This is a genomic window from Microvirga sp. ACRRW (assembly GCF_022346925.1).
In the GTDB taxonomy this organism is placed as follows: domain Bacteria; phylum Pseudomonadota; class Alphaproteobacteria; order Rhizobiales; family Beijerinckiaceae; genus Microvirga.
Genome location: NZ_JAKRNJ010000001.1, coordinates 378,421 through 398,612 on the forward strand (window position 1 = coordinate 378,421; position 20,192 = coordinate 398,612).

A 20,192-nucleotide genomic window follows, 5' to 3' on the forward strand; every position below is an offset into this window, starting at 1 on the left:
CAGGCAACAATGCCCAGACGACCCTCAGGGGCGGCTAAGGAGAAGGAGGCCAAGGAGAAGCGCGCGGCCGGCCGCGGAAGCGGTGCCGTTCTTGTCAGCGCTGTGGGAGCCGATTGCCATCGCTGCCCATTCCTCCAAAAGCCGCAGCTTAAGCCTGCGAACAACGGGCATGTTTGTAACGGGGGAGCTTTCGAATGGCAAGCGCTTGAAACAAACGAAAAGCCCAGGCGCGACGATCGTATAGGAAAGTTCCTTGACCCTCAGGCTCTGGCCGGATGCGAAAACGCACTAAATCAGAGCAAGCTTGGCTTTTATCCAGCCCCCAGCCCAACGTGAGGTGATTTGATGAAGAATGTGATCCGTGGCCTGTGCCTGACCGGCCTTGTGGCCCTGCCGCTTGCCGCCTGCAACCAGACGACGGCTTCCAACACGGCCTCCGCCAGCGCGAGCGCCACTCCTTCCGGCTTCCGCATGCCCGAGGGTTCCGGCTGCCAGGGCGAGATCGCCCGCTATCGGGCCGTGATGAGCAACGATCTCGCCATGGGCCATGTGGGCCAGTCGGTCTACAACCAGGTCGACCGGGAGATGGGACAGGCGGAGGCCGCCTGCGCCGCAGGGCGTGATGCGGAAGCCCAGCGCATGATCCGGGCGACGAAAGCCCGCCACGGTTATGTCTGAGTAAAGACCGTCTCGAAGAAGGATTGCAGGAAGAGAGGCATCGTCTCCGGATCGATGTCCCTCACGCTGCGGACGATCCGCACGTCCTGCAATTCAGGCTCTGCTTCCCTGGCGATGTTGGCGCGGATCAAGCTTGCGCCCTCCTCCGCCGTCATCGGCAGCGTTACCATGCGCAGCAGCGCAATCGTCGGCCAGCGCTGGACGATGATCCATTCGTCGTCGACATGGAACTGGCCTTCCTCGAGGCCGGTTTCCTCGATCAGCTCGCGGGTCAGGCTCGCAGCGAGATCGACGGTGCCGTCAGGCCTGAGATCGTCCAGATCGGGCGTTCCTGCCGCAAAGTAGACGCGCCCCGCATTCGCCGTATGCGCCGACATGACGCCGCAGATGAAAGCGCCGTCCGATCCGCGCAACGCTCCCATGGCGAAACCGTTGGCGATGCTTTTGTCTGGATAGCCGCTGTCGATCCAGGCGAGGAAATCCGCGTAGTCGGTTTCGAAATACGTGTTGCGGCAGAGATCCTGCTCGAACTCCAGATTGCTGAGCAGCAGCACCCGCCCATTGAACATCTTAGGCTTGTCCGCGATGCGGCGTGCCCAGTTCCCCTCGATGAGCGAGCGGTTTCGCTCGGCCCAAGGCCATTCCGCAGGCACGCATTTCGCTTCGACGCGCGACACGCGCTTAATGAGAATCTCCGACATCACGCGATGATCTCTCCGCGCGTGACCATGACGGCTCCGCCGCCGATCTCGGCGGAAACGAGCGCGCCGTTCTTGATCGTCATCTGCAAGCGGATCTCACTCGGACGGCCCATCTCGACGCCCTGCTCGATGACGATGTTGTGCTCGCCATCACCGAGCGGCTCGCATTGCATGAGAGCGCCTGCGAAAGCAGCGGCGGCGGAACCGGTTGCAGGATCCTCCATGATGCCCATGCCGAGCCCGAACATGCGGGCGCGGAAGCGCAAACCTTCCGCCTGCGGCATGCGCGTATAGACGTAGGCTGCCGGATGATCGCTGTCGGAGAAAGCCTTGTCGAAGGCCTCGCCCTTCGGATAGGCGCGCTCCAATGCATCGAGGGATGCCACGGGCACGAGATCGTAAGCAACACCTGCCGAATGGCGGCTCGGCACATGGCGTTCGAATCCGATTTCCTTCGGATCGAGACCGAGCGCCCAGGCGCAATCGGTGCTTTCCTTGCCCTCGCCCCAGGAGAACGGCAGACGCGGCAGGCGGAAGCGCGCTGTGCCACTCACCCCATCCTTCACCTCAGCCACGCAAGGCACGATGCCGACCTTCTCCTTCAGGCCGAAAGCGACGGCGCCTGGCTCGCCCTTTTGATCCAGTAGCGCGAGCAGCAATGCCGTTCCCACGGTCGGATGGCCTGCGAAAGGCAATTCCCGTTTGCTCGTGAAGATGCGGATGTCGGCGCGCTGATGCGGATCTTCCGGCGGGAACACGAAGACCGTTTCGGAAAGGTTGAATTCCTTCGCGATGGTCTGCATGCCCGCATCGTCGAGCCCTTCCGAATCCAGCACGACGGCGAGAGGATTTCCGGCAAAGCGCTCGGACGTGAAGACGTCGAGGGTGATGAAGCGGCGGTTCATGCGGATCAAACCTCTTCCGGAGTGAAACGGTACGTGGGCGAAACGAACTCGTCCTGCGCGGCGATGGTGAGGATCTCGCGGGAGCCTGCCTCCTCCGTGCGCTTCAGCAAGCCGTAGACAGAGGCGGCAGCTTCCGCAAGAGCCGTTGCCGCGGATCCCGAGCGTGCATAATGGACGAAGAACAGGGCCGCGATCGCATCCCCCGCGCCGTTGATGCTGAGCGAGAGCTTGGGCGTGCGCACGCGCCAGAATCGGCCGCCCTGGCCTGCAATCAGATCGACGGAATCGGCAGGCGTCTCCTTCGCTTCGACCGATGTCACCAGCACGGCCTTGGGGCCGAGCTGCTGCACGGTCGAGACTGCCTTCTTCACATCGCTCAAGGTTTCGGTCGTCAAGCCCGAGAGATAGTCCAGCTCGAACTGGTTCGGCGTGATGATGTCGGCGGCGGGCAGCGCCTGATCGCGCATGAATTCCGGAATGCCGGGGCGCACGAAGATTCCGCGCCCCACATCGCCGATCACCGGATCGCAGCAATAGAGCGCCTTTGGATTCAGCGCCCGCACCCGCGCCACGGCGGAAAGGATCGCATTGCCGATATCGGCAGAGCCCATATAGCCGGAGAGCACCCCGTCGCACCGGTAGAGCACGCCGCGCTCCGCGATCCCCTCGACCAGTTCTTCGATAGCGGGGCCGTCGAAGACCCGGCCCTTCCAGGAGCCGTAGCCCGTATGGTTGGAGAACTGCACCGTATGAATGGGCCAGACCTCGACGCCGAGACGCTGCATCGGAAAGACGGCGGATGCATTGCCCACATGACCGTAGGCAACGTGGGATTGGATCGAGAGAACATTCATGGCTATAGCCCCCTTCTCTCTCTTTCGGTTAGCGCATTGCTCATCCGGCTTCAAATGACGTGATGTGATAGCTTTCATCACGGATGCGCCGGATCGTGGCATAGGGGCCATTCATTCGCTACAAGAGGCCCGTTCAGGAGGCGCCGCGCGTGAATCTCGAGTCCATTACCAATACCGTCATCGAATTCATCCGGGCCCACCAGGCCTATGCGCCCTTGCTCGTGGGCCTGATGACCTTCGGGGAATCCTTTGCCTTCATCTCGCTCATCCTGCCGATGATCACGATCCTCGTGGCCGTCGGGATTGCGCTGGCGGCGGCGGATGTCTCGTTCTGGCAGGTCTGGCTCGGGGCCGCGACGGGCGCCTTTCTGAGCGCCTGGCTCTCTTACGAGATCGGCCGCAAGGTCAAGAAACGGGCCTATGGCATCTGGCCCCTTTCGCGCAGGCCCGACCTGATCGAGAAGGGCGAGCGGTTCTTCCTGCGCTTCGGCCCCTGGGCCGTCTTTCTCGGCCGCTTCTTCGGCCCCACCCGCGCGGTCCTACCCCTGGTCGCCGGCATTTTCCTGATGCCCCGCGTGCTCTTCCAGGCCGCCAACATGGCCTCGGCTTCCGTCTGGTCCTTCGCCCTGCTCGCGCCCGGCACCGTGCTGGCGCATTCCCTGCTCTGGTAAGTTTTTCTAGGGAACCGGCTTCCGGAGGGTTCATTAGTCTCCCGTACCCAAAAGGAGGTTTCCCATGGGCAAAGGCAAGATGAGCGGCGACAACTCCGGCGAGAGCAAGAAGCACCCTGGCGACCATACCCGCGGCTCGGGCGGCACGGTGAAGAATCGCACCGATCCCGGCAAGCAGGACAACAACAAGGCTCAGAACACGAAGAGCAACCAGCAGTAAAACTGCCATTTTTTCTGCTCTTCGGATAAAAATCCCCTTCGTTTCCGGAGGTGGCAAAGGCCTTCCGTAATGTTAATGCCAAGGTATAACATTACGGAAGCATTGCCATGGGACAGACCCATAAGCCTTCATACGCTTGGCACGTCGACGACGAGTCGCTGGAAGACCTCTCTCCCGCAGAACCCGGCATGGCCGGCCTGCCGAAAACCTGGCGCCATTACGAATGGAAAGTCGCGGCCTTTGTCCTCGCGGCCCTTTGGCTGATCGAGGCTTGGACGTCAGGAGACCTTCTGATCGGCATCGTGGGGTTGAACCGTGTCGCTCAGGGTGTGTGGCTGCTGCTCGTGGTGCTCACGGTCTGCGCCGGCCTTTTCCATCTCTGGCTTCGCCGCCGCCCGAGCCTCGGCTTTCACGTCTGCGCGCTGATCGCCGTGTCGGCACTGATCGTGCATTCGCTCTGACCATCCCGAACAGACAAAAAGAAGGGGCGGAATTTTCCGCCCCTTTTTCGTTGTCGCTGAATGCGAAATCAGTTCTTGGTCTTGTCGACCAGAGCCTTTTCCTTGATCCACGGCATCATGTCGCGCAGGCGGGCGCCGACGTCCTCGATGGGATGGGCGGCGTTGCGCGCGCGCACGGCCTTGAACGAGGTCTGGTTGACCTTGTTCTCGAGCATCCAGTCGCGGGTGAACTTGCCGGTCTGGATGTCCTCCAGAACGCGCTTCATCTCGGCCTTCGTCTCAGCCGTGATGATGCGCGGACCCGTCACGTACTCGCCGTACTCGGCGGTGTTCGAGATCGAGTAGTTCATGTTGGCGATGCCGCCTTCGTAGATCAGGTCGACGATCAGCTTCACTTCGTGCAAGCACTCGAAATAGGCCATCTCGGGAGCATAACCTCCCTCGACCAGCGTCTCGAAGCCGGCCTTGATCAGCTCGACGAGTCCGCCGCAGAGCACGACCTGCTCGCCGAAGAGATCGGTCTCGCACTCTTCCTTGAAGGAAGTCTCGATGATGCCGGCGCGGCCGCCGCCATTGGCGGAAGCGTAGGACAGCGCGATGTCATGGGCGTTGCCCGTGGCGTCCTGGTGGATTGCGATGAGCGTCGGCACGCCGCCGCCGCGCTGATACTCGGAGCGCACCGTGTGGCCGGGGCCCTTGGGGGCGACCATGAGCACGTCGAGATCCTTGCGGGGCTCGATGAGGTTGAAGTGCACGTTGAGGCCGTGTGCGAACAGGAGAGCAGCACCCTGCTTCATGTTGTCCTGCAGGTCGTTGCGGTAGATGTCCGCCTGCAGCTCGTCGGGGGTGAGCATCATGACGACGTCGGCCCATTTGGCGGCCTCGGCCACTTCCATGACCTTGATGCCGGCCTTCTCGGCCTTGGCTGCGGAGGGAGAGCCCTTGCGCAAAGCCACGACGATGTCCTTCACGCCGGAATCGCGCAGGTTCAGCGTATGGGCATGGCCCTGGCTGCCATAGCCGACGATGGCGACCTTCTTGCCCTTGATCAGATTGATATCGGCGTCGCGATCGTAATACACGCGCATGGTGCTCTAGTCCTTGTGTTTCAGGGGGCTCCCCGCCCCGGTCTTCGTTGTATTGCGGTTGGGCTCAAGCCTTCGCGCAACTATTGTTTTGTCCAGCGCCGCTTTTAGCGAACAAAACTGCGCTGACAAGTCGAAGTTTGTAGGAAAAGTGCCTCAACCGCCTGAAACGACGGCTTTGCCCTGCCTACAAACGGTCCGAGCTTCGAGAGTTCAAATAGATCTCCCATGCTCTAGATTGGGTATGAGCAATTCTTTCCTCAAAAGGACAAGCCGCATGCAGCGCCTCGCCACTCCCGATGAAGTCCTTGCCTTCTGGCGCGATGCCGGACCGGAGAAGTGGTTCTCGAAGGACGACGCCTTCGACCAAGCCTGCCGGGACCGTTTCATGCCCACCTATGAGGCTGCCGCGAGGGGCGACCTCAACGAGTGGGAGCTCACCCCCGAGGGTGCGCTCGCCGTTGTTCTTCTTCTCGATCAGTTCCCGCGAAACATGTTCCGGGGACAGCGCGAGACCTACAAGACCGATCCCGTCGCCCTGATGGTGGCTGACCGTGCCATCGAGCGTGGTTTCGACCACAAGGTGGAACCGGAGTTCCGCCGTTTCTTCTACCTGCCCTTCATGCATTCCGAGTCCTTGCGGCATCAGGAACGCTCGGTGACCCTGAACGAAACCCTCGGTGAGGATTCCGCCAAGTGGGCACGCCACCACCATGAGATCGTCGCTCGCTTCGGCCGCTTCCCCCACCGCAATGCCCTTCTCGGAAGAGCGACGACACCGGAGGAGGAAGCGTTTCTGAAAGAGAACGACTTCCGGGGCTAAACTCTTACATGATCCCTTCCGCACCGCGCGCCATGGCAGCGACACCGGTGCGGGAGACTTCCACGAGGCCCACCGCCGTCATGAGCTTGATGAAGCGCTCGACCTCGTCGGTCGCGCCGGTCAGCTCGTAGACGAAGGACGTGAGCGTGGCGTCCAGCGTGCGCGCACCGAAGGCGGATGCGAGGCGCATGGCCTCCACGCGGTGATCGCCCTTGCCCACCACCTTCACGAGGCACAACTCGCGCTCCACCGCTTCGCCGGTCATCGTGAGATCGACCACGCGATGCACCGGCACGAGGCGTTCGAGCTGGCTCTTGATCTGCTGGATGATGCTGTCCGTGCCCGTCGTCACGATGGTGATGCGCGAGATATGCGCCTCGTGCTCCGTCTCGGTAACGGTCAGGCTTTCGATGTTGTAGCCGCGGCCTGAGAAGAGGCCTGCGATGCGGGCGAGGACGCCCGGCTCGTTGTCGACGACGATGGCGAGCGTGTGCCGGTTGACGGGCTCGACGCGGTGCGCATCGGGATAATGTGTTTTCATCTGGAGCATGGTTCGTTGTCCGGCGTTACTGGGCTTCAGGCTGCGTTGCGATAATTTTCGATCGGCTCTTCATCGACCTCGTCGGCATCGACGATCCAGGCTTCCTTCAGCGCAGCGGAGCGCCAGTCCTGGAAGGCGGGAAGCGACAGGATTGCGTCGACATAGGCGCGCGTTTCTTTATCGAGAGCGATGGAATATGTGTCGAGGCGCGTGACGAGCGGCGCATACATGGCATCGGCGCCGGAGAACGCACCGAAGAGGAACGGCCCGCCTGCGCCGAAGCGTTCGCGCGCCTGACGCACGATCTCGGAAAAGCGCGCAACGTCACGTGCAACAGCTTCGCCACGATCCTTTTGCGCATATTTCTTGCCGAGATTCATCGGACAGTCATTGCGCAAGCCTGAGAAACCCGCATGCATTTCGGCCGCAATGGAGCGCGCCATAGCGCGAGCCTTGCGATCTTCCGGCCATACGGGCGCGCTGAGAGCGTCACCCACATATTCCATGATCGCGACGGTTTCCCACACGGTCACGTCGCCGTCGATGAGGATCGGCACCTTGCCGGCGGGAGAGTGCTTCAGCACCTTCTCCTTGGTATCCGGCAGATCGAGCGGAATCGTGATCTCGTCGAAGGCAACACCCAGCTGCTTCATCAGCAGCCAGGGCCGCATCGACCAGGACGAGTAGCATTTGTTGGCGATGACGAGGGTTGGCATTGCTTCACGCTTTCCGCATTAAACCAGCATCTTGCCCTTCTCGTCGATCACGGAGCCGATATCGGCGCCGGTCTCTCCGAGGTAGTCGTTGAGCAGCATCTCGTTATGCGCCTTGCCCGACGGGATCATCGGGAAGCAGTTTTCCATCTTGTCGACGATGCAGTCGAAGACCACCGGGCGCTTCACGTTGATCATTTCCATGATCTTCGCATCGAGTTCCGCCGGGTTGTCGCAGCGGATGCCGACGCCGCCATAGGCTTCCGCGAGCTTCACGAAATCAGGCAGCGATTCCGAATAGCTCTGCGAGTAGCGACCGCCGTGCAGCAATTCCTGCCACTGGCGCACCATGCCCATGTACTCGTTGTTCAGGATGAACACCTTGACCGGCAGGTTGTACTGCAGCGCGGTCGACATCTCCTGCAGCATCATCTGGATCGAGGCTTCGCCCGCGATGTCGATGACGAGCGCATCGGGATGCGCGAGCTGCGCGCCCACCGCCGCCGGCAGGCCGTAGCCCATCGTGCCGTGACCGCCGGAGGTCATCCAGTGGTTCGGGTCTTCGAACCTGAAGTACTGCGCCGCCCACATCTGGTGCTGGCCGACCTCGGTCGTGATGTAGGGCGAGCGGTCCTTCGTGAGTTCATAGAGACGCTGGATCGCGTATTGCGGCTTGATGGTTTCCTTCGAGTTCTTGTAGGCGAGGCAGTTGCGCGCGCGCCAGCCCTCGATCTTGTTCCACCACTCCTGAAGCTCCACCTTGTCGGCCTGCTTCGCGCCCTGGCGCCACAGGCGCACCATGTCTTCGAGCACATGCGCGCAATCGCCGACAATCGGGATGTCCACCTTCACCGTCTTGTTGATGGAGGACGGATCGATGTCCACGTGGATGCGCTTGGAGAACGGCGAGAAGGCATCGAGGCGGCCCGTGATACGGTCGTCGAAGCGCGCGCCGATGTTGATCATCACGTCGCATTCATGCATCGCGAGATTGGCCTCGTAGGTGCCGTGCATGCCGAGCATGCCGAGCCAATGCTTGCCCGAGGCCGGATAAGCGCCGAGACCCATCAGCGTCGAGGTGATCGGGAAGCCCGTGAGCTCCACCAGCTCGCGCAGCAGCGCGGAAGCATGCGTGCCGGAATTGATTACACCGCCGCCCGTGTAGAACACCGGACGCTTGGCGTTCGCCATCAGCTCGATGGCGGCGCGGATGTGATCCATGTCGCCCTTCACGGTCGGGCGATAGGTCTTGTGCTGGTTGCTCAAGGGGCGGGCGTATTGGCCGGCCTTGAACTGAATGTCCTTCGGCAGGTCCACCACCACAGGGCCGGGACGACCGTTCTGGGCCACATAGAAGGCCTCGTGCAGAACGCGCGGCAGATCCTCGATGGATTTGACGAGGTAGTTGTGCTTCGTGCAGTGGCGCGTGATGCCGACCGTGTCGCATTCCTGGAACGCGTCCGAGCCGATGAGGTGCGTGGGCACCTGACCCGTGATGCAGACCAGCGGGATCGAATCCATCATGGCATCGGCCAGGCCCGTGATGGCATTCGTTGCGCCGGGACCCGAGGTCACCAGCACCACGCCCGGCTTGCCTGAAGCGCGGGCATAACCTTCCGCAGCGTGAACCGCGCCCTGCTCATGGCGGACGAGAACGTGGCGCACCTGCTCCTGGTGAAAGAGCGCATCGTAGATGGGAAGCACCGCGCCGCCTGGATAGCCGAACACATGCTCGACTCCCTGGTCCTGCAGGGCTCGGATCACCATTTCGGCTCCGGTCATCGTCTCGCTCATGGTCTTGGCTCCGTCGGGTCTTTGGTGTTTGTCTGCGGTGTTTCTGGTGTTTTAGGCAATAAAAAAGGCCCCTGAGGGGGCCTGTGCGCCATCGCCGGACCTGCGGGGATCAATCCCGCTCCGTCGATGGCGCTCGTACTACGAGAATAAGCTTGCGCATTTGGGCAGCTCTCGGTTCAAAAGTTGCGCCGACGCTATATGATCCGTTTCATTCGGTCAAGCGGGGGCCGGTTGGCAGATTGCAGCTTAGCTTCTAAGCTGCGCACCCTATTTTAGTCGTATGACCATGACCGATACCATCTCCTCGACCGGCGTTCCGATGCAAAATCAGCGCCTGACCGCCCGCGCCCTTCTCCTCGGCGACCGCCTCGACGTGGCGGGGCTCGAACGCAGCGACGTTCTGTCCACCACCCCCCTCGCCTTCCGCGCCGGCCAGGACGGCTTTGTGGCCCTGTTCCGTTATGGCGTGGCTGTCCTGGTGGGACTGACGCCCATCGAGGAGGACGAGATCATCCGTGGCCTGCGCCAGCGCATCAGGGGTGAGTTCGCGCGGCACGAGGAAGAGACCGCGATCATCGAGATCTCGCCCGACAGGGACGACCAGATTCCTCCGGGCGGACCGATCTACGTGAAGCAGCTCTCCACCGAGCGGCTGATCGTCATCGCAGACGCTCTCTCCAAGAGCGCGACGCTCGCCCGTGACGAGCGCGAGGCCACCGCCGCCTTCGAGCTGGTGGAGCCCTCCGTCCAGCATCTCGCTCAAGAAGGCCGCCGCCCGCGCGACAGGCGCAGGATCATGAAGCAGGTGGGTCATGCCCTGCTCGTGCGCCAGCGCATGTCCGGCGGCGTCGCGGTGGAGGAAAAGCCCGACGTGCTCTGGGACCGGCCCGACCTGGAGCGCCTCTATGCGCGTCTGGAGGACGAGTACGAGCTGAAGGAGCGTGCCACAGCCCTTCACAACAAGCTGGAAGTGCTGGGCGATACCGCCCAGGCGCTCACCGACATCATCGACACGGAACGTTCGCTACGCCTCGAACTGATCATCGTGCTCCTGATCGTGTTCGAGATCTTCATCACCTTCTTCCAGATGGCCGTGGGCAATCTCACGGGCCATTGAGGCGATCCATTGCCGCGTCGTATCCCTGCTCCGGCGACACCCATTCCCAATCCCGCAATTGGTGGCGGAACCAGGTGAACTGGCGCTTAGCATAGCGGCGCGTATCGCCTTGGCCTTTGACAATCGCCTCATCGAGCGAAATCTCGCCGCGCATATGGCTGAGCAGTCCGGGAACGCCGTGAGCGCGCATGGCGGGCAGCATGGGGTCGAGGTTGCGCTCGCCCAGCGCCCTCACCTCCTCCAGCGCGCCCTGCTCCATCATGGCGAGGAAGCGGCTGTCGATGCGACGGCGCAGCTCGTCCCGCTCGGGCGCGAGAAACAGCTTGATGACGGGAACGTCGTTCAACGGCCCCGGCTGACGGGCACCGTGGAAGGAGATGAGGGGCTGGCCGGTGGCCGCGAAGATTTCGAGCGCGCGCTGCACCCGCAGGCGGTCGGAGGGGCGCAAGGTCCGCGCCGTTTCGGGATCGCGCTCAGTCAGCAGACGGTGAAGCTCGGGCGTTTCCAGCCCTTCGCTCTCCCGGCGCACCTCCTCGCGGATAGCATCGGGCACGGATGGCATGTCCGAGAGGCCCTCCGTGAGCGCCTTGAAATAGAGGCCAGTTCCGCCCACGAAGATCGGCACCTGGCCGCGGCCTTGAACCTCCCGCAGCTCTTGCACCGCGTCAGTCAGGTAGCGGCCCACGGAGAAGTTCACGGCGGCATCCACATGACCATAGAGGCGGTGGGGAGCCTCACCCTCCTCGTCGGGCGTCGGGCGCGCGGTGATGACCCGCAGGTCGCGATAGACCTGCATGGAATCGGCATTGATCACGACGCCGTCGAGGGCTTGCGCCAATTTGATGCCCAAAGCGGACTTGCCTGAAGCGGTCGGTCCTGCAATGAGAACCGCGCCGACCTTTCCGTCACTCACAGCCCGGTCTCCCCATGGCGTCCTCTCAAAACTCCCTCGTCGCGACCCTGGTCGCCAACCCGTCCCAGCCCGTCGTCACGGACGATCTCGTGGCCAAGGCGGCGGATGTTTTGGGACATGAGACGCAACGCACCATTCTGGCAAGGGGAATCGCAGCGGACCTGGTCCTGACCTCCCCTGCTGACGCCAAGGCAGTCGAGATCACTCTGCGGTCGGCCCTGGAGGGCCAGCCTGTCGACATCGTGGTGCAGCCTCTCGCCACCCGGCGCAAGCGCCTGTTCCTGGCGGATATGGATTCCACCATGATCGCCCAGGAATGCATCGACGAGCTGGCCGATTACGTGGGACTGAAAGCCGAGGTGTCGGAGATCACCGAGCGCGCCATGCGGGGCGAAATCGCCTTCGAGCCGGCTTTGCGCGAGCGCGTGGCGCTCTTGAAGAACTTGCCGGTGAATGTGGTCGACGAGATCATCGAAAAGCGCATTACCCTCACACCGGGCGGCAGCGCGCTGGTTCAAACCATCCGCAAGAACGGCGGCTATGCCTGCCTCGTCTCCGGCGGCTTCACGCTCTTCACCGGCCCCATCGGCGCGAAGATCGGTTTCGACGAGCATCGCTCGAACCATCTCATTCTCGACGGCGAGAAGCTTGCAGGCCTCGTCGAGGAGCCGATCCTCGGACGCGAGGCGAAGCTCGCGACGCTGATCGAACTACGTGAGCGTTTCAACCTCGCCCACCACGACACCATGGCCGTGGGCGACGGCGCGAACGATCTCGCCATGCTCGGAGAAGCAGGCCTTGGCGTCGCCTTCCGTGCGAAACCGGCGGTCGCCGCAGCAGCACACGCACGCATCGATCACGCCGACCTGACGGCGCTTCTCTATGCGCAAGGGTACCGCGAAGAGGAAATCGCTGCGGCGTAAGTGACGCCGCAGCAAACCGCATCAGTCGCGGATGAAGCTCAGAAGGTCGTTGTTGAAACGCTCGACCTCAAGCTGCGCCAATCCGTGCGCGCCGCCGGAATAGACCTTCAGCTTCGCATTGGGCACGATCTTGGATGAAAGCATCGCCGATGCGGCGATAGGCACGATCTGGTCGTCGTCCCCATGCAGGATCAGCGTCGGCACGTCGATCCGTTTCAGGTCTTCCGTGAGATCGGTCTCGGAAAATTGCTTGATGCAATCATAGGCCGATTTGATGCCGGCCTGCATGCCCTGCAACCAGAAGGCCAGGCGGATACCTTCGTGGATTGTCGCTCCCGCGCGATTGAAACCGTAAAACGGAATGCTGAGATCGTAGAAATATTGAGGGCGGTTGAGAGCGGTGTTCAGGCGAATGTCGTCGAAAACCTGAAGCGGCGTGCCCTGCGGGTTGATGTCCGTCTTCAGCATCAGCGGCGGAATGGCGCCTAACAGCACCACCTTGGCGATACGCCGCGTTCCATGGCGACCGAGATAGCGCGTGACTTCGCCTCCGCCTGTCGAGTGCCCAACGATGACGGCGTTCTCCAGGTTCAGATGATCGATCAAAGCGGCGAGATCGTCCGCATAGGTGTTCATGTCGTTGCCGGACCAGGTCTGGGTCGAGCGCCCGTGCCCACGCCGGTCATGGGCGATCACGCGAAAGCCGCGCTCTCCGAAGAAAAGCATCTGCGCATCCCACGCATCCGCGCTCAACGGCCATCCGTGAGAGAAAACGATGGGCTGACCCGAGCCCCAATCCTTGTAAAAGATCTCTGTGCCGTCGCTTGTCGTGATCGTGCTCATGGTTCTGTTCCTGACGCCCCATTGTTCGCCGGGCACTCATTCGCGCGCCTGTGCCGTCACGGTCAGCGGCTGTGCCTCATTGAGATCTCACTGAACTGACTGGAATACAAAAACCGGACGGCGAAGCGCCCGCATGCCGGAGGCACTATCCGTGCAGTCCATCCGGCATGCAACCTATCCTGATGAGCTAGGCCTTTCATGAGCGATTAGGGCTGCGGGCTTTGGATCCGCCTGATGATGTCCGCAACCACTGTGGGATCGGCCACTGTCGACGTATCGCCATGGTTCTCGAAATCGCCTGCGGCGATGCGCGTGAGAATGCGACGGAGAATCTTTCCCGAGCGGTTCTTGGGCAATTGCGGCGCCCACTCGACGCGGTCCGGCGTGGCGATGGGGCCGATGCGTGTGCGCACGATCTGAACGAGATCGCGTTGCAGGTCGTTACTCTCCGCAACACCCTCTTTCAGGGTCACGAACGCAAAGATGCCCTGCCCTTTGATCTCATGCGGGAAGCCTACGACGGCAGCCTCAGCCACGGACGGATGCGAGGCGAGGGCCGCCTCCACCTCCACCGTGCCGAGACGATGACCGGACACGTTGATCACATCGTCCAGGCGGCCCGTGATCCAGTAATAGCCATCCGCATCGCGGCGTGCGCCGTCGCCCGTGAAATAATAGCCGGGATAGGCGCTGAAATAGGTTTTCAGGAATCGCTCGCGATCACCGAGGATCGTGCGCGCCTGCCCCGGCCATGAATCCGCAAAGCACAGGCTGCCGCTTCCCTCGCCTTCGACAGGCGTGCCATCACTGCCGAGCAGGGCAGGCCGCACGCCGAAGAACGGCCTTGCCGCCGAGCCCGGCTTTAGCGCCATCGCACCGGGCAGCGGACACAAGAGCACAGCGCCGGTTTCGGTCTGCCAATAGGTATCGACGATGGGGCATCGCCCGCCGCCGATGACCGCGTGATACCAGAGCCAGGCTTCCGGATTGATCGGCTCGCCCACGGAGCCCAGCACCTTGAGCGACGAGAGATCGTGTTTGCGCACCGGCCCCTCGCCTTCGCGCATCAGCGAGCGGATGGCCGTGGGCGCGGTGTAGAAGATGCTGACCTTGTACTTCTCGATAACCTGCCACCAGCGCGATGCGTCGGGCCATGTGGGCACGCCTTCGAACAGAACGATGGTCGCGCCGTTCGCGAGTGGCCCGTAGATCAGGTAGGTATGTGCCGTCACCCAGCCCACATCCGCCGTGCAGAAATGAATGTCGCCGGGGTGATAATCGAACATTGCCTTGAAGCTTGCAGCCGCATGGGCGAGATAGCCGCCCGTCGTGTGCAGCATGCCCTTCGGCTTGCCCGTGGAGCCCGACGTGTAGAGCACGAAGAGAGGATCTTCCGCGCTCACATCCACCGGCTCGCAGACATCCGCTACTTCAGCGAGCGCCTCATCGTACCAGCGGTCGCGTCCCGCCGTCATCGGAACGTCGCGTCCCGTGCGGCGAACCACAAGCACATGCTCGACGAAGGGTAAATTTTCGAGCGCTGCATCCGCATTCTTCTTCAGCGGAACATATTTGCCGCTGCGCTTACCTTCATCGGCAGTGATCAGAACCCGCGAGCGGCAATCCTCGATGCGGCCGGCAAGCGCCTCCGACGAGAAGCCGCTGAACACCACGGAGTGCACGGCGCCGATGCGCGCGCAGGCCAGCATCGCCGCAATCGACTGATGAATGACGGGCAGATAGATGCTGACGAAATCGCCCTTCTTCACGCCGAGCTTTTTCAGCACATTCGCGAGGCGCGACACTTCCTTGTGCAGCTCACCCCACGTTATCCGCTTCGCCTCGCCAGGCGTATCGCCTTCCCACAGGATCGCGGCCTCATTCCCGCGCGCGGCGGCGTGACGGTCCAGGCAGTTATAGGACGCGTTCAATCGGCCATCGGCGAACCATTCGATGCCGACATCGCCGGGCGAGTAGCGCGTGTTCTTCACGACCGTGAAAGGCTTCGCCCAGTCGAGAATCTGCGCCTGCCCGCGCCAGAAACTGTCAGGATCGTCGATGGATTGCCGGTAGAGCGCTTCGTAGATATCAGCGTTCACATGCGCTGAGGCTATGAGGCTGGCCGGGACGGGAAAAACATTCTGGGTCATTGGAATTCATCATCGAATTCACGAGCCGTGCTTCAGAGCCCGTGGCATGGAGGCAAGGCCCCAGATGCCGCGATGAAGGACGCTATGTCAACCGAAACGTTCTTTATTTAGAACGAAACGTCAATAAAAAAGGCGGCCGAAGCCGCCTTTTCATAACCTTCAGAGGCACTTACTCGATGGACAGGGCCACGAAACGGACCTCGCCCTGAGCATTGGAGACCAGAAGCAGCGCGGACTTGCGCCCCTGGGTCTTCAGATCGTCGATCTTCTTGGTCACATCGGCCGGATTGGTCACCGGCTCCTGATTGACCTCGACGATCACCTCACCGGCCTGGATGCGCTTGTCCGAGGCATTGGAGTTGGGATCGACGCGGGTGATGACCACGCCCTTCAGGTCGTCCTTCAGGCTGTAGCGGCGGCGCAGATCGTCCGTCATGCCGGACATGCTGAGCCCAAGCGCCTGACGCGTGACCGTGGGAGCGTCCGCGGGCGGCTGCTGCAGGTTGGCCTGCTTTTCGCCGTCCTCGAGGCGGCCCAGGGTCACCTTCTTGTTCATCTCCTGGCCCTTGCGGACGATGGATACATCGACTTCCTTGCCCACCGGGGTCGAGGCGACGATGCGCGGCAGATCGCGGGAATCCTTCACGTCCTTGCCGTCGAACTTGACGATCACGTCGCCGACTTCGAGACCCGACGGCTTGGCGGGGCCCTTGTCGTCAATGCCTGCAATCAGGGCGCCGCGCGCGGTGCCGAGGCTGAGCGCCTCGGCGGTGGCGTCATCCACGTTCTGGATGCGCACGCCGAGCCAGCCGCGGCGGGTTTCGCCGAACTCGCGAAGCTGCTCGATGATCGGCACGGCCGTGGAAGCAGGAACGGCGAAGCCGATGCCCACCGAGCCGCCCGTGGGCGAAAGAATGGCCGTGTTGATGCCGATGACCTCGCCGTTCATGTTGAACAGCGGACCACCGGAATTACCCTTGTTGATAGCCGCATCCGTCTGGATGTAGTTGTCGTAAGGACCGGACTCGATGTTGCGGCCACGGGCCGACACGATGCCCGCCGTCACCGAGCCGCCGAGGCCGAACGGGTTGCCGATGGCCATGACCCAATCGCCAGGACGGAGGGCGTCCGAGTCACCGAACTTCACGGCCTTGAGGGGCTTGTCGGACTTCACGCGCAGGACCGCGAGATCGACCTTGGAATCCTTGCCCACGATCTCGGCCTTCAGGCGCGTGCCGTCGGAGAAGATCACGCTGATGTCGTTGGCCTCGCCGATCACGTGATTGTTGGTGACCACGATGCCCGACGGATCGATCACGAAGCCGGAGCCCAGCGAGTTGGAGCTGCGGGGACGCGAGGGTGCGTTCTCGCCACCGCCGCCGCCGCCTTGGCCGCGACGGTTGAAGAACTCCTCGAAGAGATCCTCGAACGGGGTGCCGGGCGGAAGCTGAGGCAGGGTGCGGTTGCGGGCTTCGACCGTGGTCGAGGCCGAGATGTTGACCACGGCGCCGGTCACGGAATCCGCCAGATCGGCGAAGGATTCCGGGGCCGCGCGGGCCAGGGCGGGAAGCGGCATGGCGGCTGCGACAAACGTCACGACCGCGAAGAAGGAAGCTGCCAGCCGGCGCATGGGGCGCTGGGGCAGCGGCGTTACGGAGAGCGCCAGCGCATTCGTGGCTTGAGTCATCGAGAACCCTCTCTTGGAGAATGAGATATAGATTGTCGTTCTTGCGCGCCATTCAAGCGGCGAATGCGGCGGAAGCTGGGCCGTGGCCGAGCCTCGGACCCAAAAGTGGCTCCCACTTTTGGGACTGATCCGATGCTCATTCTTTTTCAGCCAAACCAGCGCACCAGCCAGATGATGCCGAGGCCCACGAAGGCCGAGATGATGCCGACGAGGCGCATCTGGTCGCTCGGACTGTGCGCGGCCTCGTACATGGCGCGGCGCATTCCGTCAGGGAAAGCCGCAAACAAGATGCCCTCGACCGCTAGAGCGAGGCCGAGGGCTGCAATCAAGTCCAACATCAGATCTTACTGTGCAGGAGCCGGCCGGGGAGCCGGGGTTGTTGTGGAGGCTCCTCCATTGGGCCGGGAAGTGGACCCGTTGAAGTAGCGGAAGAACTCCGAGTCGGGGCTCAGAACGAGGCGGGTGCCGCTTCCCTTCAGGCCAGCTTCATAGGCCTGCATGGAGCGGTAGAACGCGAAGAACTCAGGATCCCGGCCGAAGGCCTCGGCGAGGATGCGGTTGCGGTCGGCATCGCCCTGACCGCGCAGCTCTTCCGCCTTCTGGTTCGCTTCGGCGCGAATGATCGTCGCCTCACGTTCGGCGCGGGCGCGGATGGTCTGCGCCTGCTGGTTGCCGTTTGCGCGAAGATCCGCCGCCTCGCGCTCACGCTCCGTGCGCATGCGCTGATAGACCGCCTGGCTGTTGGCGTTGGGCAGATCGACGCGGGTGAGACGCACGTCGATCATCTCGATGCCGAGGCTTGCAGCCTGGCGGTTCACATCCGCCTGGATGCGGTCCATCAATTGCGGACGCTCGGTGCGAACGATCGCATCGCGCGAGGCGCTGGCCAGGATATTGCGCATGGCCGAGTTGGTGAAGCTCTGCAGTCGCTGGTTGGCGAGCGAGATGGTGCCGACCGCCTGATAGAAGCGCAGAGGATCGATGATGCGATAACGCGTGAAGGCATCGACCTCCAGGTTCTGCCGGTCGGCGGACAGAAGCGTCTGCACCGGCAGATCGAGATCGAGAACGCGCTTCTCGAAATAGGTCACGTTGTCGATCAGCGGCATCTTGAACTTCAGCCCCGGCTCGGAGATCGCGGATTGCACCGCGCCGAAGCGCAGAACGAGCGCATATTGGGTCTGCTGAACGATGAAGGTCGCGCTGTATAGAACGATGGCCACCAGAACCAGGAGGATCAGAAGGCCCGTGCGAAGGACGGAGTTATTCATCGCGTGGTCCCCTGATTGTTGGTGTTGTTCTGGGATTGCGGCATCTGGTTGAGCGGCAGGAAAGGCACGACGCCCTGTCCGTTCTGATCCACGATGATCTTGTCCACGCTGCCGAACACACGCTCCATGGTCTCGAGGAAGATGCGCTCGCGGCTGACATCCGGAGCCTTGCGGTATTCCTCGTAAACCTGGCTGAAGCGGGCGGCCTGACCGGTGGCGTCGGCCACCGACTGCTCGCGATAGCCTTCCGCCTGCTGAACGGTGCGCGAAGCCTCGCCTCGCGCCTCGGGTACGATGCGGCTGGCATAGGCCGAAGCCTCGTTCTGCACGCGCACGGCATCCTGCTGCGCGGCGTTCACGTCGAAGAAGGCCTGCTGAACTTCGGACGGCGGACGGGCTGCCTGCAATTGCACCACGTTGATGAGCACGCCCGCGCCATAGACATCGAGCGCTTCCTGCATGATCTGGCGCACTTCGCCGGCGATGCTTGCCTGCTCGGTGGTGAGAATGGCCTGGATGTTGCGGCGGCCGATCACCTCGCGCATGGCGCTCTCAGCCACGGACTTGATGGTGCCGTCGGGGTTCTGCAGGTTGAACACGTAATCCTGCGGACGCGCGGGGTTGATCTGCCACACTGCATCGAAATCGATGTCGACGATGTTCTCGTCAGCCGTGAGCATGAGGCTTTCCTCGATCACGTCGCGAGGACGGCCCTGCCCCGTCGCCGTGGAGCGATAGCCCACTTCGACGCGCTGCTGCGCGGTCACGTTGGGCTTGAGCACCCGGCCGATCGGATAGGGATAGTTGTAGCGCAGGCCCTCGCCGCTGGTGCTGCTGTACTTCCCGAAGATCAAGTTGATGCCGACCTCGTTGGGACGAACCGTGTAGAAGCCGGTGAGCAACCAGATCGCGATGACGCCGAGAATGAGAATGATGAGGCCCTTGCTGCCCATGGAGCCGCCGGGGATGAAATCCTTCAGGCGATCCTGGCCACGGCGCAGAATATCCTCCAGGTCGGGCGGATTGCCGTTGCCCTGCGGGCCGCCGGAGCCGCCCCACGGGCTCTTGCCCCCACCTGATCCGCCGCGCTGCCCCCAGGGGCCGCCGCCGCCGCTTTGGTTACTCCAAGGCATAGGACGCCTTTCCTCACTCTGGTTATGTCCGGCTGGAAGCCGATGGGAATTTGGAGACGGTTGTTGGTTTTCCCTTTTCCGCCTGTCAAGCCTGCGAATTGGGGATTCGTAAGCCGATAGTCAACCTTGGCACCGGTCAGGGGCGCCTCACAAGATCGATAAAGGTAAACGGGTGCTCGTCATCCGGGCCCTTGGGATGGGCAATCCGCGCCGTTTCACGAAACCGTGTCCGGTCGACGGGCGGGAAGAAAGCATCCCCTTCCGGAGCGGCAGCGACTTCCGTGAGGTATATTGTCTGCACATGCGGCAGGGCGATTCTGTAGATCTCCGCGCCTCCGACAACGGCAACCGCGTCGGCCCCCATTGCCTGCGCAAGCTCTTCCCCCTTGGCCACGGCCTGGTCCCAGCTATGGACCACATGAGTGCCGGGAGCCGAGAAGCCGGCATCGTGCGTAAGCACGATGGTTTCACGGCCCGGCAGAGGCTTGCCGATGGACTCGAAGGTCTTGCGACCCATGATCATGGGCTTTGCCATGGTGAGCTCGCGAAAGCGCTTGAGGTCGGTCCTGAGCCGCCAGAGAAGCTGATTGTCGCGCCCGATCACGCCGTTCTCGGCAACCGCAACCACGAGAATGAGAGGTCTCGTCATCATGTCTCCGCCAATTTGATGGGTGCCTCTCCGATGGCGCGCCGCGTGGTCCGTTCATCC

At 62.5% G+C, this 20,192-nt stretch carries 22 protein-coding genes; 7 read left to right on the top strand and 15 right to left on the bottom strand.

Annotated features, from left to right (window positions below; all coding sequences use genetic code 11):
• Nucleotides 1–345: 345 nt before the first annotated feature.
• Entirely contained in the window at nucleotides 346–678 is a 333-nt protein-coding gene (locus MHY87_RS01845; protein ID WP_239348810.1) for a hypothetical protein, read from the top strand.
• Here the strand turns inward: MHY87_RS01845 and MHY87_RS01850 are convergent.
• From MHY87_RS01850 to pdxY, 3 genes are read right to left on the bottom strand one after another with little or no spacing between them, the layout of a single operon-like run.
• Nucleotides 669–1,379 carry an NUDIX hydrolase gene (locus MHY87_RS01850; protein ID WP_239348812.1) on the bottom strand — a complete coding sequence of 237 codons (711 nt, stop codon included), beginning with the start codon at nucleotides 1,377–1,379 and terminating at the stop codon, nucleotides 669–671. The genes MHY87_RS01845 and MHY87_RS01850 overlap by 10 nt on opposite strands.
• Entirely contained in the window at nucleotides 1,379–2,284 is a 906-nt protein-coding gene (locus MHY87_RS01855; protein WP_239348814.1) for a PhzF family phenazine biosynthesis protein, read from the bottom strand. The genes MHY87_RS01850 and MHY87_RS01855 overlap by 1 nt, the downstream gene beginning before the upstream one ends.
• A gap of 5 nt (nucleotides 2,285–2,289) precedes the next feature.
• A complete protein-coding gene (gene pdxY / locus MHY87_RS01860; RefSeq protein ID WP_239348816.1) occupies nucleotides 2,290–3,138 on the bottom strand; it encodes a pyridoxal kinase PdxY in 849 nt (282 codons plus the stop codon).
• Nucleotides 3,139–3,287: 149 nt separating this feature from the next.
• On the opposite strand from pdxY, the gene MHY87_RS01865 reads away from it, so the two are divergent.
• The 3 genes from MHY87_RS01865 to MHY87_RS01875 all read left to right on the top strand — a co-directional run bounded on the left by MHY87_RS01865 (nucleotide 3,288) and on the right by MHY87_RS01875 (nucleotide 4,490).
• Entirely contained in the window at nucleotides 3,288–3,809 is a 522-nt protein-coding gene (locus MHY87_RS01865) for a DedA family protein (protein ID WP_239348818.1), read from the top strand.
• Nucleotides 3,810–3,873: 64 nt separating this feature from the next.
• Entirely contained in the window at nucleotides 3,874–4,029 is a 156-nt protein-coding gene (locus MHY87_RS01870; protein WP_239348820.1) for a hypothetical protein, read from the top strand.
• A gap of 107 nt (nucleotides 4,030–4,136) precedes the next feature.
• Complete coding sequence (locus MHY87_RS01875) at nucleotides 4,137–4,490, top strand: hypothetical protein (RefSeq protein ID WP_239348822.1); 354 nt, start codon at nucleotides 4,137–4,139, stop codon at nucleotides 4,488–4,490.
• A gap of 68 nt (nucleotides 4,491–4,558) precedes the next feature.
• Here the strand turns inward: MHY87_RS01875 and ilvC are convergent, their stop codons facing one another.
• The gene (gene ilvC / locus MHY87_RS01880) at nucleotides 4,559–5,578 is read right to left on the bottom strand and encodes a ketol-acid reductoisomerase (RefSeq protein WP_239348824.1); all 1,020 of its coding nucleotides are present in this window, start codon (nucleotides 5,576–5,578) and stop codon (nucleotides 4,559–4,561) included.
• Nucleotides 5,579–5,852: 274 nt separating this feature from the next.
• Between ilvC and MHY87_RS01885 the strand changes: the two genes are divergently transcribed.
• Nucleotides 5,853–6,398, top strand: coding sequence for a DUF924 family protein (locus MHY87_RS01885; RefSeq protein ID WP_239348826.1), 546 nt, complete (start codon nucleotides 5,853–5,855; stop codon nucleotides 6,396–6,398).
• Nucleotides 6,399–6,402: 4 nt separating this feature from the next.
• Here MHY87_RS01885 and ilvN read toward each other — a convergent pair whose 3' ends face one another.
• From ilvN to MHY87_RS01900, 3 genes are read right to left on the bottom strand one after another with little or no spacing between them, the layout of a single operon-like run.
• Nucleotides 6,403–6,948 carry an acetolactate synthase small subunit gene (ilvN, locus tag MHY87_RS01890; protein WP_239348828.1) on the bottom strand — a complete coding sequence of 182 codons (546 nt, stop codon included), beginning with the start codon at nucleotides 6,946–6,948 and terminating at the stop codon, nucleotides 6,403–6,405.
• A 26-nt stretch (nucleotides 6,949–6,974) separates the two neighbouring features.
• Complete coding sequence (locus tag MHY87_RS01895) at nucleotides 6,975–7,655, bottom strand: glutathione S-transferase family protein (RefSeq protein ID WP_239348830.1); 681 nt, start codon at nucleotides 7,653–7,655, stop codon at nucleotides 6,975–6,977.
• 18 nt (nucleotides 7,656–7,673) lie between these two features.
• The gene (locus tag MHY87_RS01900; RefSeq protein WP_239348832.1) at nucleotides 7,674–9,446 is read right to left on the bottom strand and encodes an acetolactate synthase 3 large subunit; all 1,773 of its coding nucleotides are present in this window, start codon (nucleotides 9,444–9,446) and stop codon (nucleotides 7,674–7,676) included.
• A 286-nt stretch (nucleotides 9,447–9,732) separates the two neighbouring features.
• Here MHY87_RS01900 and MHY87_RS01905 point away from each other — a divergent pair, with 286 nt between their 5' ends.
• The gene (locus MHY87_RS01905) at nucleotides 9,733–10,563 is read left to right on the top strand and encodes an RMD1 family protein (RefSeq protein WP_239348834.1); all 831 of its coding nucleotides are present in this window, start codon (nucleotides 9,733–9,735) and stop codon (nucleotides 10,561–10,563) included.
• On the opposite strand, the gene miaA is transcribed toward MHY87_RS01905, so the two are convergent.
• Nucleotides 10,550–11,476: a tRNA (adenosine(37)-N6)-dimethylallyltransferase MiaA gene (gene miaA / locus MHY87_RS01910; protein ID WP_239348836.1), complete on the bottom strand. Its 927-nt coding sequence runs from the start codon at nucleotides 11,474–11,476 to the stop codon at nucleotides 10,550–10,552. The genes MHY87_RS01905 and miaA overlap by 14 nt on opposite strands.
• Before the next feature lie 14 nt (nucleotides 11,477–11,490).
• Here miaA and serB point away from each other — a divergent pair, with 14 nt between their 5' ends.
• Nucleotides 11,491–12,399 carry a phosphoserine phosphatase SerB gene (gene serB / locus MHY87_RS01915; protein ID WP_239348838.1) on the top strand — a complete coding sequence of 303 codons (909 nt, stop codon included), beginning with the start codon at nucleotides 11,491–11,493 and terminating at the stop codon, nucleotides 12,397–12,399.
• Between the two features lie 21 nt (nucleotides 12,400–12,420).
• Here serB and MHY87_RS01920 read toward each other — a convergent pair whose 3' ends face one another.
• The 7 genes from MHY87_RS01920 to MHY87_RS01950 form a co-directional block, all read right to left on the bottom strand.
• Complete coding sequence (locus MHY87_RS01920; protein ID WP_239348840.1) at nucleotides 12,421–13,242, bottom strand: alpha/beta fold hydrolase; 822 nt, start codon at nucleotides 13,240–13,242, stop codon at nucleotides 12,421–12,423.
• 206 nt (nucleotides 13,243–13,448) lie between these two features.
• Nucleotides 13,449–15,392: an acetate--CoA ligase gene (acs, locus tag MHY87_RS01925; RefSeq protein ID WP_239348842.1), complete on the bottom strand. Its 1,944-nt coding sequence runs from the start codon at nucleotides 15,390–15,392 to the stop codon at nucleotides 13,449–13,451.
• 169 nt (nucleotides 15,393–15,561) lie between these two features.
• Nucleotides 15,562–17,022, bottom strand: coding sequence for a DegQ family serine endoprotease (locus MHY87_RS01930; protein WP_239349725.1), 1,461 nt, complete (start codon nucleotides 17,020–17,022; stop codon nucleotides 15,562–15,564).
• Nucleotides 17,023–17,225: 203 nt separating this feature from the next.
• On the bottom strand, nucleotides 17,226–17,417 hold the full coding sequence (locus MHY87_RS01935) for a DUF2065 domain-containing protein (protein ID WP_239348844.1): 192 nt from the start codon (nucleotides 17,415–17,417) through the stop codon (nucleotides 17,226–17,228).
• A 6-nt stretch (nucleotides 17,418–17,423) separates the two neighbouring features.
• A complete protein-coding gene (gene hflC, locus MHY87_RS01940; protein WP_239348846.1) occupies nucleotides 17,424–18,350 on the bottom strand; it encodes a protease modulator HflC in 927 nt (308 codons plus the stop codon).
• The gene (gene hflK, locus MHY87_RS01945) at nucleotides 18,347–19,483 is read right to left on the bottom strand and encodes an FtsH protease activity modulator HflK (RefSeq protein WP_239348848.1); all 1,137 of its coding nucleotides are present in this window, start codon (nucleotides 19,481–19,483) and stop codon (nucleotides 18,347–18,349) included. Before hflK ends, hflC begins: the two co-directional genes overlap by 4 nt.
• 136 nt (nucleotides 19,484–19,619) lie before the next feature.
• Complete coding sequence (locus MHY87_RS01950) at nucleotides 19,620–20,132, bottom strand: dihydrofolate reductase (protein WP_239349727.1); 513 nt, start codon at nucleotides 20,130–20,132, stop codon at nucleotides 19,620–19,622.
• Between the last annotated feature and the right edge of the window lie 60 nt (nucleotides 20,133–20,192).

What these genes read in the sequence shown, in the direction of transcription:
- MHY87_RS01845 (WP_239348810.1), top strand. Translation starts at nt 346, where the DNA reads ATGAAGAATGTGATCCGTGGCCTGTGCCTGACCGGCCTTGTGGCCCTG.
- MHY87_RS01850 (WP_239348812.1), bottom strand. Translation starts at nt 1,379, where the DNA reads ATGTCGGAGATTCTCATTAAGCGCGTGTCGCGCGTCGAAGCGAAATGC.
- MHY87_RS01855 (WP_239348814.1), bottom strand. Translation starts at nt 2,284, where the DNA reads ATGAACCGCCGCTTCATCACCCTCGACGTCTTCACGTCCGAGCGCTTT.
- pdxY (WP_239348816.1), bottom strand. Translation starts at nt 3,138, where the DNA reads ATGAATGTTCTCTCGATCCAATCCCACGTTGCCTACGGTCATGTGGGC.
- MHY87_RS01870 (WP_239348820.1), top strand. Translation starts at nt 3,874, where the DNA reads ATGGGCAAAGGCAAGATGAGCGGCGACAACTCCGGCGAGAGCAAGAAG.
- MHY87_RS01875 (WP_239348822.1), top strand. Translation starts at nt 4,137, where the DNA reads ATGGGACAGACCCATAAGCCTTCATACGCTTGGCACGTCGACGACGAG.
- ilvC (WP_239348824.1), bottom strand. Translation starts at nt 5,578, where the DNA reads ATGCGCGTGTATTACGATCGCGACGCCGATATCAATCTGATCAAGGGC.
- MHY87_RS01885 (WP_239348826.1), top strand. Translation starts at nt 5,853, where the DNA reads ATGCAGCGCCTCGCCACTCCCGATGAAGTCCTTGCCTTCTGGCGCGAT.
- ilvN (WP_239348828.1), bottom strand. Translation starts at nt 6,948, where the DNA reads ATGCTCCAGATGAAAACACATTATCCCGATGCGCACCGCGTCGAGCCC.
- MHY87_RS01895 (WP_239348830.1), bottom strand. Translation starts at nt 7,655, where the DNA reads ATGCCAACCCTCGTCATCGCCAACAAATGCTACTCGTCCTGGTCGATG.
- MHY87_RS01900 (WP_239348832.1), bottom strand. Translation starts at nt 9,446, where the DNA reads ATGAGCGAGACGATGACCGGAGCCGAAATGGTGATCCGAGCCCTGCAG.
- MHY87_RS01905 (WP_239348834.1), top strand. Translation starts at nt 9,733, where the DNA reads ATGACCGATACCATCTCCTCGACCGGCGTTCCGATGCAAAATCAGCGC.
- serB (WP_239348838.1), top strand. Translation starts at nt 11,491, where the DNA reads ATGGCGTCCTCTCAAAACTCCCTCGTCGCGACCCTGGTCGCCAACCCG.
- MHY87_RS01920 (WP_239348840.1), bottom strand. Translation starts at nt 13,242, where the DNA reads ATGAGCACGATCACGACAAGCGACGGCACAGAGATCTTTTACAAGGAT.
- acs (WP_239348842.1), bottom strand. Translation starts at nt 15,392, where the DNA reads ATGACCCAGAATGTTTTTCCCGTCCCGGCCAGCCTCATAGCCTCAGCG.
- MHY87_RS01930 (WP_239349725.1), bottom strand. Translation starts at nt 17,022, where the DNA reads ATGCGCCGGCTGGCAGCTTCCTTCTTCGCGGTCGTGACGTTTGTCGCA.
- MHY87_RS01935 (WP_239348844.1), bottom strand. Translation starts at nt 17,417, where the DNA reads ATGTTGGACTTGATTGCAGCCCTCGGCCTCGCTCTAGCGGTCGAGGGC.
- hflC (WP_239348846.1), bottom strand. Translation starts at nt 18,350, where the DNA reads ATGAATAACTCCGTCCTTCGCACGGGCCTTCTGATCCTCCTGGTTCTG.
- hflK (WP_239348848.1), bottom strand. Translation starts at nt 19,483, where the DNA reads ATGCCTTGGAGTAACCAAAGCGGCGGCGGCGGCCCCTGGGGGCAGCGC.
- MHY87_RS01950 (WP_239349727.1), bottom strand. Translation starts at nt 20,132, where the DNA reads ATGACGAGACCTCTCATTCTCGTGGTTGCGGTTGCCGAGAACGGCGTG.